At 56.8% G+C, this 12,783-nt stretch carries 11 protein-coding genes; 7 read left to right on the forward strand and 4 right to left on the reverse strand.

Translation table 11 applies throughout. From position 1 onward, the window contains the following. The first annotated feature begins 2 nt into the window (after positions 1-2). The 7 genes from ASB66_RS01320 (at position 3) to ASB66_RS01350 (ending at position 8,831) form a co-directional block, all read left to right on the forward strand. Positions 3-806 (forward strand): transglutaminase-like domain-containing protein, encoded by an 804-nt coding sequence (locus ASB66_RS01320; protein ID WP_060716221.1) that lies wholly within the window; start codon positions 3-5, stop codon positions 804-806. Between the two features lie 328 nt (positions 807-1,134). After that, positions 1,135-1,815, forward strand: a complete 681-nt coding sequence (locus ASB66_RS01325; RefSeq protein ID WP_060716322.1) for a hypothetical protein — start codon at positions 1,135-1,137, stop codon at positions 1,813-1,815. A gap of 284 nt (positions 1,816-2,099) precedes the next feature. Continuing rightward, positions 2,100-2,738, forward strand: a complete 639-nt coding sequence (gene paoA, locus ASB66_RS01330) for an aldehyde dehydrogenase iron-sulfur subunit PaoA (RefSeq protein WP_060716220.1) — start codon at positions 2,100-2,102, stop codon at positions 2,736-2,738. Continuing rightward, on the forward strand, positions 2,735-3,685 hold the full coding sequence (locus ASB66_RS01335) for an FAD binding domain-containing protein (RefSeq protein WP_060716219.1): 951 nt from the start codon (positions 2,735-2,737) through the stop codon (positions 3,683-3,685). The genes paoA and ASB66_RS01335 overlap by 4 nt, the downstream gene beginning before the upstream one ends. Before the next feature lie 3 nt (positions 3,686-3,688). Then, the gene (paoC, locus tag ASB66_RS01340) at positions 3,689-5,887 is read left to right on the forward strand and encodes an aldehyde oxidoreductase molybdenum-binding subunit PaoC (RefSeq protein ID WP_060716218.1); all 2,199 of its coding nucleotides are present in this window, start codon (positions 3,689-3,691) and stop codon (positions 5,885-5,887) included. A gap of 243 nt (positions 5,888-6,130) precedes the next feature. Continuing rightward, the gene (locus tag ASB66_RS01345; protein ID WP_234613842.1) at positions 6,131-7,825 is read left to right on the forward strand and encodes an ATP-binding response regulator; all 1,695 of its coding nucleotides are present in this window, start codon (positions 6,131-6,133) and stop codon (positions 7,823-7,825) included. Positions 7,826-7,925: 100 nt separating this feature from the next. Continuing rightward, entirely contained in the window at positions 7,926-8,831 is a 906-nt protein-coding gene (locus ASB66_RS01350; RefSeq protein ID WP_060716217.1) for a LysR family transcriptional regulator, read from the forward strand. Between the two features lie 48 nt (positions 8,832-8,879). Here the strand turns inward: ASB66_RS01350 and ASB66_RS01355 are convergent, their stop codons facing one another. From ASB66_RS01355 to ASB66_RS01370, 4 genes are all read right to left on the reverse strand, one after another. Continuing rightward, positions 8,880-9,566, reverse strand: a complete 687-nt coding sequence (locus tag ASB66_RS01355; protein WP_060716320.1) for a gamma-glutamylcyclotransferase — start codon at positions 9,564-9,566, stop codon at positions 8,880-8,882. 134 nt (positions 9,567-9,700) lie between these two features. Then, complete coding sequence (locus ASB66_RS01360) at positions 9,701-10,537, reverse strand: alpha/beta fold hydrolase (RefSeq protein ID WP_411910103.1); 837 nt, start codon at positions 10,535-10,537, stop codon at positions 9,701-9,703. Between the two features lie 411 nt (positions 10,538-10,948). Then, a complete protein-coding gene (locus tag ASB66_RS01365; protein WP_060716216.1) occupies positions 10,949-11,728 on the reverse strand; it encodes an SDR family NAD(P)-dependent oxidoreductase in 780 nt (259 codons plus the stop codon). A gap of 73 nt (positions 11,729-11,801) precedes the next feature. Continuing rightward, positions 11,802-12,626, reverse strand: coding sequence for an aldo/keto reductase (locus ASB66_RS01370; RefSeq protein WP_060716215.1), 825 nt, complete (start codon positions 12,624-12,626; stop codon positions 11,802-11,804). Between the last annotated feature and the right edge of the window lie 157 nt (positions 12,627-12,783).

Below are 12,783 nucleotides of genomic sequence, written 5' to 3' on the forward strand. Positions count from 1 at the left end.
TCATGAAGATACGCGCGGGATTTCGCATAGGTTACGAATGCCAGCAAGAGACGGCTATGCTGCTGGTGCTCAATATCCATCCCTCCCGCCGCACCGATCTTCTGCAGGATCAGGTCCTGAGTTTCGACCGGGCGATTGAGGCCTGGGGTTATTTCGATGGCTTCGGCAATGCCTGTAGCCGCATCGTCGCACCACCGGGACTGACAACGATTTCTACGGAATTCGAGATCTACGATAGCGGTCTTCCAGATCCGGTGCCTGAGAATGCGTGGCAGCATGACATCAAGGATCTTCCGGATGATGTGCTCGTCTTTCTTCTCGGCAGCCGATATTGCGATACGGATCGCCTGTCAGATTTCGCCTGGAAGACATTTTCTTTTACCCCTTTGGGCTGGCCGCGGGTGAAGGCGATCCTGGATTTCGTCCACAATCACATCACCTTCAACTATCAGAAGGCTGATCTTCTCCGCACGGCTTTCGGAGGTTTTACCGATCAAACCGGCGTTTGCCGCGATTTTGCGCATCTTGCGATCACGCTATGCCGCTGCATGAATATTCCGGCACGTTACTGCACCGGGTATCTGGGGGATATAGGCGTGCCTGATGATCCGAACCCGATGGATTTCAGCGCATGGTTTGAAGTCTATCTCGGCGGTCGCTGGCATACGGTTGATGCCCGACATAACAAGCCCCGGATAGGCCGCATCCTCATGGCCATCGGACGGGATGCGACAGATGTAGCACTTTCAACTGCCTTCGGCCCTGCCATCTTGACGCAATTTGAAGTGACAACCATAGAGATATAGAGTGTGGTGTCATACGCAGACAAGCTGTTTGATCTCGTCCCTTAGCTCGACGCCTTCAGCGCACTGCTATGTCACGCTTACGGCAGGCCGATCATTGATGCCTATAGTTTTCGGCGAGGAAGACACTCACCGACCTCAGGCCCTATGAGTTCATCTGCAATTGATGGACTTTAGAAGCGGATCGATTGGCCATTGAGTCCACCCGTCAAAAGCGGCCTCTTTGAGAATTCGCAATCGGCTCGTGACGGGATTGCTCGGCGCTGTTAAGCAAAGAGTATCGGACATACAGCGCGGTGAAATGGGCAACGCGGCGAAACGGGAGGCTGCCTTGGATTTCATGAAATTGCTCAAGTCGCTTGAGGAATTGCTCTACGAGTTGGTGTCCTGGCTGCTGTTTTATCCTCTAACCATGTGGCGCTCGGTGAAGAGACCTCTGAGTATGATGCGATACGCCGATCTCGAACTTGCTGACAGACCGGAGGATCAATACGACGATACCCTGAGCCCTCCCTTGTTCCTGCTTATCACGCTGCTTCTGTCCCAAGGGCTGTCGACGGCCTTTCCGTCCAGTTACGATACCACTGTTGCGGCCAAGGAACTGGGATCAGTGTCGAACCTGCTCATCGCGCGTGGTGTGTTATTCGGGATCTTTCCCCTTTGCATGGCAGTCACCCTTTTACGGCGCAAGTCGGTAAGGATCACCAGAAGCTCGCTACGCCCGCCCTTTTTCAGCCAGTGTTATGTCGCGGCGCCGTTCGCATTCATCATCGGGCTGGCGTTCGACTTGATATTCATGCCCGACGGACAAGGTGTCCTGATCGGCCTCCTGACGCTGACTGCTGCCACACTCTGGTACGCGCAAGCCGAGGTTCGATGGTTTAAGCAGGATTTGGCTATTGGAGGATTGAAGGCGATTGGCGCCTTCACCCTGGCTTTCCTGGCCGCGACAGTCGTGGCGTTCTTTCTGGCCATTACCATCGGCCTTGAAGCTAAGACCCTGACACCCTGATCGACAGCTGACCTCTGCCTTCGGTACGCGACACCATCGAGCCCTTCCATTCACCTGTGCGAAAGGTTTAACCGACCTGACCACATTCGTGGCATGCGCCTTTGCGTTGCATTCCTGTCGCCATCGCGGGAACTATCCTGCCGGACCTCCATTTAGGAAACGGAGCGACAAGTTCATGCAATGAACAGCACCTCATCGTGAAAGTCCGCAACCCTGCGTTAGGAAATGACGCAAGAGTTCTGTGGTCTTGACCTCATTCCATGTCACCGAAAAGGGGAGCGGACATGTCGAACAGCAACCAAATGGATCTTTCCCGCCGGGATCTTCTTATCTCCTCGGCTGTAACGGCCGTGGTTACAGGAGCCGGCGAAAGGAGCGTGGCAGCACAGCCTGCAGGAGACAAGATGAAATTAACCACACCTGTGACGCTCAACGTCAATGGAGCGCGCCGTGAGATTGAGGTCGATAACCGCACGACCCTTCTCGACGCGCTAAGGGAGCACCTGGATCTTACGGGCACGAAAAAGGGTTGTGACCATGGTCAATGCGGAGCCTGCACCGTCATGGTGGATGGTCGGCGGATCAATGCCTGTCTGACGCTGGCCGTCATGCATGACGGCGACGAGATCACCACAATCGAAGGTCTCGGTAAGCCTGATAACCTTCATCCGATGCAGGCCGCCTTCGTCAAGCATGATGGTTTTCAGTGCGGCTATTGTACGCCCGGCCAAATCTGTTCCTCCATAGCGGTGATTGAGGAAATCAAGGCGAATATCCCGAGTCACGTGACGTCCGACCTTAATGGGCCTGCACAATTGACAGCCATCGAAATCCGCGAGCGGATGAGCGGCAATATCTGTCGATGCGGCGCCTATTCCAACATTGTCGACGCCATTTCCGAAGTTGGAGGGATCAAGGCATGAAAGCTTTCACCTTTGAGCGCGCGGCCTCGATTGAGGCGGCAGTGAAGACGGCTGCTGCCAACCCAGACGCCAGGTTTATCGCCGGTGGCACCAACCTGCTCGATCTGATGAAACTCGAGATCGAAACGCCAACCCATATCATCGATGTGAATGGACTTGGTCTCGATAAAATCGAGTCCACCGATAACGGCGGTTTGCGCATCGGTGCTCTCGTGCGAAACACCGATCTTGCCGCACACGGGACTGTTCGCCGCGACTACGGTCTGTTGTCGCGAGCCCTGGTTGCCGGTGCCTCCGGCCAACTTCGCAATAAGGCGACCACGGCCGGTAACCTGTTGCAGCGTACGCGCTGTCCGTATTTCTATGATCCAAACCAGCCGTGTAACAAGCGTCAGCCGGGCAGCGGCTGCTCGGCGATTGGCGGTTTCAGCCGTCAACATGCGGTTGTCGGGGTAAGTGATGCCTGCATCGCCACCCATCCCAGCGATATGGCGATCGCCATGCGAGCGCTCGATGCGACCATCGAGACAGTGAAAGCAGATGGCAGCCGCCGGTCTATTCCGATTGCCGATTTCCATCGTCTTCCGGGAGAGACCCCGCATATCGAAAGCGTATTGGAACGCGGCGAATTCATCACCGCCGTCCTGCTTCCACCACCCATCGGCGGAAAGCATATCTATCGAAAGGTCAGGGACCGGGCGTCCTACGCATTTGCGCTGATTTCGGTCGGTGCTGTCATTCAAGCGGATGGTACGGGGCGTGTTGCCGTCGGTGGTGTCGCCCATAAGCCCTGGCGGATTGAAGCCTCGGAAGCGGAACTGCCAAGAGGCGCTCGCGATGCGGCGAAAGCCATTCTCGCGGATGCCCGTCCGACTGAACAGAACCGGTTCAAGGTCGATCTTGTCGAGCGCACGCTTGGCGCCGTCCTTTCCGAAGCAAAGGGGTGACCCATGAAGTTCGAGACACCTGCAACAACCAATCCAATCGACCGCCTCAAGGTCGTCGGCCAGCCGATCCATCGTATCGATGGCCAGTTGAAGACAACCGGCCGGGCGATGTATGCCTATGAGTGGCGGGATCCAAACACGCGTTATGCCTATGGCTATCCGGTTGGGGCATCCATTGCTAAAGGCCGGATCAAAGCCATGGATGTGACCGCAGCCAGAAAAGCTGCTGGCGTGCTGGCTGTGGTGACGACTTTGGATGTCGGTAAGCGCGAGAAGGGCAAGTTCAACACTGCAGACCTGTTTGGCGGCGATGTGGTTCAGCATTATCATCAGGCAATTGCCGTTGTGGTCGCGGAGACTTTCGAGCAGGCACGGGCCGCTGCGTCCCTGGTCAAAGTAGACTATGACGAGGAGAAGGGGACATTTGATCTCAGTGCTGCCCGAGAGACGGCGAAAAAGCCGGATGAGTCCCAGAAGCCGGACACGGCTGTCGGTGATTTCGAAACAGCTTTCCGCACCGCTCCGGTCTCCTTCGAGCAATCCTATACGACGCCTGACCAATCTCATGCGATGATGGAACCGCATGCCTCAATTGCCGCTTGGGATGGTGACGAGGTGACCGTGTGGACATCCAGCCAGATGATCGATTGGTGGCGCTCTGATCTCGCCACAACCCTCGGCGTTGACAAGGAGAAGATCCACTTGATGTCGCCGTTTATCGGCGGCGGCTTCGGCGGCAAGCTGTTTCTCCGAGTTGACGCAGTTTTGGCAGCGTTCGCGGCAAAAGCGGCGAAACGCCCTGTAAAGGTCGCCTTGCCGCGCCCGTTTATGATCAACAACACCACCCACCGTCCGGCAACGATCCAGCGCATCCGCATCGGCGCTGAGCGGGATGGAAAGATCACCGCCATCGCGCATGAGAGCTGGTCAGGCGATCTTCCCGGCGGTGGTCCTGAGGTGGCGGTCAACCAGACGCGCCTGCTCTATGCCGGGGCAAACCGGATGACGGCCATGCGTCTTGCGACCCTCGATCTTCCAGAGGGCAACGCCATGCGCGCTCCGGGCGAGGCGCCCGGCCTGATGGCGCTGGAAATTGCCATGGATGAAATGGCCGAAAAGGTTGGCATGGACCCGATCGCATTTCGCATCGCCAATGACACCCAGGTCGATCCGGAAAACCCCGAACGCCCATTCTCGCATCGGGACCTGATCGGCTGTCTGAAGCGTGGTGCCGATCGCTTCGGCTGGGAGAATCGACCGAAGGCCGGATCTCGCAGGCAGGGCAATTGGTTGATCGGCATGGGCGTCGCCGCCGCGTTCCGCGACAACATGGTCCTTCCATCAGGCGCTCGGGTCAAACTCGATAACCAGGGCGTTGTTACAGTCGAGACCGACATGACCGATATCGGAACCGGCAGTTACACGATCATCGCCCAGACCGCCGCAGAAATGATGGGCGTTGGCATCGATAAAGTCGCCGTGCATCTCGGAGACTCTCGTTTCCCGATTTCAGCGGGCTCTGGTGGCCAGTTCGGAGCCAATTCGGCGACATCAGGCGTCTATGCGGCATGCGTCAAGCTTCGTGAGGCGATCACCCAAAAACTTGGGTTCAATTCCGATGATATTGTCTTTGAGGATGGGGTCGTCAAAGCTGGAAACCGGTCGGTCCTGCTTGCCGAGGCCGCTGGCCCGGATGGGCTCGTCGGCGAAGATACGATGGAGTGGGGTGATCTCACCAAGACGCATCAGCAATCCACCTTCGGTGCGCATTTCGTCGAGGTGGGCGTCGATGTCGCCACTGGCGAAACACGCATCCGGCGCATGTTGGCGGTGTGTGCGGCTGGTCGTATCCTCAATCCAATTACGGCGCGCAGTCAGGTGATCGGTGCAATGACCATGGGTGCCGGAGGCGCCCTGTCGGAAGAACTGGTGGTCGATGCAAAGCGCGGCTTTTTCGTCAATCACGATCTTGCTGGATACGAAGTTCCGGTTCATGCGGACATTCCGCATCAGGAGGTTATCTTCATGGACGAGACCGATCCCATGTCATCGCCGATGAAGGCAAAGGGTATCGGCGAACTCGGGCTCTGTGGTGTCTCCGCGGCAATCGCCAATGCCATCTACAACGCCACAGGTGTGCGTGTGCGGCATTATCCGATTACGCTCGATAAACTGATCGGTGGCTTGCCTGACATTGCCTGATGTCGAGTTGAGTTTGTCCGACATTGTTTCTGAGCATTTTTTGCTCGCTCACGGCAGCTTGTTATGAGATAGAGCCATTGAAAAAATGGCTCTATCTCATCCCCTTTGCTTTAGATCCTGACGGACTCGTGCGCAGCATTTGGAGCAACTCTTTTCCGATCCACAGTCCATATGTGCTAATAGCCAGATGATCGTTTCCGTGCGAACCGGGGTAATGCCTTGTCGATGAACGGGTAACGGGACATGATCGACTTTCGCAACGTGATAAAGACGGCCTTTCGTATCAAGGCGCCTGTGCGTATGGGTCGAGCGGATGAAGAGTTTGATACGGAGAAGGCGCAAGCGCTGGTTCGTATCATTATTGTCACCGGGGCAATCAGTTACGTTCTTCCAGCGATATTAATCGGAGCGACACCGGTCGAGGCATGGAGCGTCGTGCCTCTTCTCAGCTATTATTTTCTGTTTTCTCTTGCCGCATACTGGTGGATAGCGCGTTGGCCGGGCGAAAACAGGTTGCGCCGTGCAATCACCATTACCCATGACCTTGGTGCCCTGACCTTTACCATTGCCGTTGGAGGTGAAACGTTTCTGCCGTTGTTTGCCATCATGTTGTGGGTAACAGTCGGTAACGGTCTGCGCTTTGGGCCAGGATATCTCAAAATTTCAACGGCAGCCACGCTCGCCGGAATTGCGTTTATCACCTATTTCAATCGCTATTGGCGCGAAAATCCGTTTCTGGTCCTTACATTGGTGGCGACGACCGTCCTGGTCCCCGCCTATATCTATGCTTTGCTTGGACGATTGCGCAAAGCCTATGAGATTGCCCAGGAGGCCAGCTTGTCGAAATCGCGGTTCCTGGCGCAAGCGAGTCATGACCTTCGGCAACCGATCCATGCCATCAGTTTGTTCACTGCTTGTCTGCGCGATGCCAACCTGCAGCCGAAAGAACTACAAATGGTTGAAAATATCGACAGATCGCTCCAGAGCGTATCGCGCCTGTTCAAGTCGCTGCTGGATATTTCGACCCTGGATAGCGGTAGGGTCACTCCGAAATATGAGAGGATCGCGATTGCCGAAGTGATCGATGACGTGTTGCGCCAGAACCGGGAAGCGGCGCAGCAGAGCGGCATTACATTGCGAACGGTCAGTTGCAGCGCGGTTGTGGAGATAGACAGGGCGCTTTTGACGACCATGGTGCAGAACATTGTCAACAATGCCATCAAATATGCGGCGGGACGAGATGTCGTCATTGGCTGCCGGCATCGCGGTGGCCGGCTGGCCGTTCAGATCTGCGATCAAGGACCCGGCATTCCCCGGGAACATCAATCCAGGGTGTTTGAGGAATTCTATCAGGTGCGTGAGCGGGGCGACAAGGACATTGATGGGGTTGGCCTTGGCCTTCCGATCGTGCGGCGTCTCGGTCGCCTGCTCGACATTGATGTGGATTTGAAGTCGGATCCAGGCAAGGGAACCAGCGTCACGCTCGGCAACTTGCATGTGACGCATAAACAAGAATGGTCGCAATCGCCCGTGGCGGCGGGACACTATCCGGCGGCCATCAACGGGCTGCGCATATTGCTGGTGGAAGACGACGAGGCGGTATTGATCGCCACGGCAAGCCTGCTGCGAAAATGGGGATGTCACGTCCAGGCCGAGGCGACGATACCGAGGCATGTGGGGGACTTTGACCTGTTGATCACCGACTTTGATCTCGGTGGTGGCGTCACCGGCACGGAATGCATCCAGATCGTCCAGGACCTGATCGGCCGGAAGATGCCCGCAGTGGTGATGAGTGGCCATGACGAGGGGCGGGTCAGAGAGGACCTGGGATCGGCTGATATTCCAATCCTGTCAAAGCCCGTGCGACCGGCGGAGCTTCGTTCCGTCGTCATGGTCGCGGCGCTGGAGACACGCAGGACGAGAGAGACGAATTCGTAGCCGGTTCGGTCACACCGGAGTCTTCGTGGCGAGTGGATTGATTGATGTGGAAAATTACAATATTTATTCGGGATAAGATGTCTATTTTGAAATAATCGAGATGAATGACTATAAAGCGCTGAAAGTCTTTCTCCTGGCTGCTGAGAAGCGGAATTTTGCGCAGGTCGCCCGCGAACTCGATATGACACCAGCCGCCGTGAGCCGGGCAATAGCTGCCTTGGAACGTGATCTTGGCGTCCAACTCTTCGTTCGAACGACCCGTCAGGTTGCTCTGACGACAGATGGCGCCATTTTTGCCGCTCAGGTCCAGCCAGCCGTGGCCGCCTTGGATAGTGCGCGACGCGATGTCAGGAACGCAAACAAGAGTGATGAGGGACGGCTGCGGATCAGCGTTCCGACCTGGTTCGGCAAGGCCATGCTGCCGCCGATCCTTTCTGGGTTCAGGACGCTCTATCCAAAAATGAGCTTTGAAATTTCTTTGTCGGATGGCCTGGTGAACATTGTTGACGACGATTATGACCTTGCGATCCGCATCTCCTCGCAGCCATCGGATAAGTTCACCATCTGGCGCAAGATCCATATCGTGCCGCGTATTCTTGTTGCCGCACCGGCAAGTAAATTCGTCGATATGCGGCATCCTGGCGAACTGACACCAGACGATTGCCTTGCCTATAGCGGCGAGAGCCGGCGGGAAAACTGGGTTCTGTCGGATGGCGGATCAAGCATGACGATTTCAGCCGGAGGGGCGTTTAGCGCCAACAATGGAGAAGTTTTGGCTGACATGGCGGCAGATGGCGCTGGGGTGGCGATGCTGCCGGGATTTCATGTTTCGGAACATTTGAAAACAGGGCGACTGGTTCACGTCTTGCGAGGGTGGTCGCCGCCCGATCTATGGCTGACACTTTATTACCCGCCCTATCAGGCTCTACCGCCTCGGATCGCGTCTTTCTCGAAATTTTTCGAGGAGCAGGTGGCCGCTCAAATGACCACCTTGATTGAGGGATAACCTGTCGAAGATCTGTTGGCGTATCTCCTGCTCTCTCTGTGATAGGCCCTACGGTGCCATGGCCCTGTGCCGCGCGGTTATTTCCGCAGCGACCAGCGCTTGCAAACGCCAGAGATTGCGGTCCCGAATCCCTTCGGCCTGAAGGTCGACAATGGTGTTGTGGAGATATTCGGCGCATGAGCCGCCCTGGCCGCAGGCGCTGGCTATCAAGGATGCGGACTGCTCGTCCGGCAAGGGTTTGGTTAGTCCAAGCCGGCTGGTGCTTGCCCAGAATGTCAGGGCGCGTTGAACACCGTTTGCCGTCTTCACGTAAATCCAACGGACCATGCTCCTCACCTCCCGATACTTGATCTCCCGAGCGACGAGGGCGCGCAGATCCCGGCGGCATCGTTCAGCCGAAAGCTCGAAGACAATGCCATCGCACTGTCCACCGCGCTCCAGGGCCAGCATCAATCCGGGCTGTGTGCTGGTGGCGCGCCAGCGCTCGATTTTGAGGGAAAACGACCTGTGCCATCCGTAAGCGGTGGCGCGTTGGCGACTGGCTGGTTCGAATTCAGGATTCCAGATTAGCGAGCCATAAGCAAAAACCAGCAGAGGATCGCTGCCCTCCTCGGTTTCAATCCTGTCGACGAGTTCATCAAGTTCAGCTTCCGTAAGGGGTGTCCAGCCAGGCTCCGGGCCGTCGTCGCGGACGCCTCTGATGGTCAGGGCAACAAGCTCGGGCGTTAACTGCATCATCGTATCAATCCGCGTTCCGACGAGGGATGAGAGTTTGCCTTTGGAAAAGTGGAGCCCAATCTTTCCGAAAGACAATCGACAACAAGAGAAGCGTGGCCGCGGCGGCTTTTCACCGCGGCCTTGCCTTTGGATCAGGACTTCACGAAAGCCAGCAGGTCGGCGTTGAGCACGTCGGCATTGACGGTCAGCATACCGTGCGAGAAGCCGGGATAGGTCTTGAGCGTACCATTTTTCAGCAGCTTGATAGCTTTCAGTGCTGCATCGGCGATGGGCACGATCTGGTCGTCTTCGCCATGCAGAACGAGAGTTGGGACAGTTATCGTCTTCAGATCCTCGGTCTGGTCGGTTTCAGAGAAAGCCTTGATGCCGTCGTAATGCGCCTTGGCGCTGCCCATCATACCTTGACGCCACCAATTCTGGATCACGGCCTCCTGGACTTTGGCGCCGTCACGGTTGAAGCCGTAGAATGGACCGGCGGGAACGTCGCGGAAGAATTGCGCGCGGTTGGCAGCCAGTGCTGAACGGAAACCGTCGAAGACCTCCATCGGCAGGCCTTCGGGATTGGTGTCAGTCTTCAGCATCAGCGGCGGGACGGCAGACACGAGAACCGCCTTGGCGACGCGACCGGCTGGCTGTCCATGCTTGGCCACGTACCGGGCGACTTCGCCTCCACCGGTGGAGTGACCGATATGGACGGCGTTCTTGAGGTCGAGGGCTTCAACGACCGCGAAGGCATCAGCTGCATAATGGTCCATGTCATGACCATCAGAAACCTGCGCCGAGCGACCGTGGCCGCGCCGGTCATGGGCAATCACGCGGTAACCGTTGGCGAGGAAGAACAGCATCTGCGCGTCCCAGTCATCCGATGACAGCGGCCAGCCATGATGAAAAACAATCGGCTGGGCATCCTTCGAGCCCCAATCCTTGTAGAAGATTTCAACGCCGTCCTTGGTGGTGATGGTACCCATGGTCTTGTTTCCTTCGGTTGAGGTGTTGGTGGACGCAGCGAGCTTGGCTGCAAAGCTGAATGAAGCGGTGAGCGCCGTTGCGGCGACGGCCGATCCGGAAAGCAGGACGCCACGACGTGTCAGGGAAAGAAGAGTGTTGTCGGTCATGTTCGCGTCCTGCGGTCTTGTTTGTTTCTGTATCGTCAGACCACTTGGTTCGTCTGATGATGGCATATTGCCGCCAAACACCGTTGCCAAAAATTGCATTATTAATTGAGATTTAATTGCGATTATTGAAATAATGCGAAGGGTCGGGCGACAGCCGCGTCGCGATGATTAACGCGAACGCCGCGACTTTTCCGGTTGTGCATACCGCCTGCCGATTGAGGCTAACGCCCAATGAGGTCGGCAAGCTCCAGTGTTTCCATCGTCTTACACGATCGTCGGCGTAATGCCGCCATCGACGCGCAGGGCCGCGCCATTCGTTGCAGCGGACAATGGGCTTGCCACATAGGCAACGAGATTGGCAATTTCCTCTGGCTCGATCATTCGCTGGATCAGTGATGTCGGACGCTCCTTGGCGAAATACTCGCGTTCCATCGCGTCGGCTGACAGGTTCGGATCGCTTGCCACGCTGCGCATGAAATCCTCAATTCCGGCAGAACGCGTGGTTCCCGGCATGACAGTATTGACGGTCACGCGCGTGCCCTTGGTGGTTGCAGCAAGGCCGCGCGAGATGGCGAGTTGCGCCGTCTTTGTCATGCCATAATGGATCATGTTGGGCGGAACCAGCACGCCGCTTTCGCTGGAGATGAAGATTATTCTTCCCCAATTTCGCGCCAGCATGTCCGGCAGGTAATGCCGCGCCAGCCTGACACCGCTCAGCACGTTGATCTCGAAAAACCGGCGCCAATCGTCATCGGTGATATCGCTGAAATCCTTGGATTCGTAGATGCCGAGATTGTTGATGAGAATATCGATCTTCGGGACTGCCGCAGTCAGCACGTTTGCCCCCGCTTCGGTCGCCGGATCGGCGAGAACACTTCGGACACTGCCGCCAATATCGCGAACTGCGGCGTCAAGGGACGCCTGGGTGCGTCCGCAAATGATAACACTGGCGCCTTCACTCGCCAGTCTGCGAGCAATGGCGAGGCCGATGCCAGCGGTTGCGCCCGTGACGAGCGCTGTCTTGCCTTCGATTTGCAAATCCATGAGGTTTGTCTCCCTGGTTGATAATTATGTGGACGGCCGGTGACGGCCATCCTTGGAGTAGCGGATGAAGGGGTCAGGCGTTCCAGTCCGGGGCCAGTCCCGGAGGGCTGACGAGACGACCGTCGGGGCGTGCCAATTTGCTGATCAAGGCCATCTCATCGGCGCTCAGCTGGAAATCGAATACGGCAAAATTTTCCGCGACACGCTCGGGCTTGGCGGTTTTGGAAAGCACGATAAAACCCTGTTGGATCGACCAACGCAAACCAACCTGCGCGGCGCTCTTGCCGTGCTTTCTGCCGATCTCCTGAAGCAGCGGCTCGCCTGGAACCTTGCCGTCAGCCATGCCGAAATAGGTGGTGATCGCAACACCCGCCGCCTTGGCCGCTTCCGCCATGACGTGCTGATCAAGATAAGGATGCAATTCGATCTGGTTGGTGACGATCGGCGCCTTGCTGTGCGCGAGCGACACCTTCAACTGGGCGATATTTTGATTGCTGACGCCAATGAACCGCGTTTTGCCTGCGACCTGCACCGCGTTCAGCATGTCGATCTGGTCTGCAATCGCTATCTTGTCGGCTGGCCAGTGCAGAAGCAGCAGATCGACCCGGTCGACTTTCAATTTATCGAGGCTTTCGTCGACCGACGCCCCAAACTTCGCCGGGTCATAATTGTCCACCCATACCTTGGTGGTCAGGAACAGGTCGTCGCGACGGGCACCTGCCGCCTGAAGTGCGCGGCCGAGAGCTGCCTCGTTCTGGTAGATCTGGGCGGTATCGAAATGCCTGAAGCCGGCCTCAAGTGCTGCTGGTACGACCTTTTCCACCTCTTCGTCGGACATCCTGAATACTCCAAGGCCGAGCGCCGGAATGTGGGCGCCATGCGCCGTGATTGTCTGCATAGTCGTCTCCTGGTGTTGTATCTGCTGGCCCGCGCCGCTGCGCGGGGACCTATGGTTGGGCTTAGGCGTCCTTAGCGAGCAGAAAATTTCGTCATGCAGGATAGGTATGCGTCTGAAAGGCCCTTGATAACCTGTCGATTCTCCACTTTATCTGTGA

The sequence above is a fragment of the Gillisella vitis genome, assembly GCF_001541345.2.
GTDB classification, from domain to species: Bacteria; Pseudomonadota; Alphaproteobacteria; order Rhizobiales; family Rhizobiaceae; genus Allorhizobium; species Allorhizobium vitis.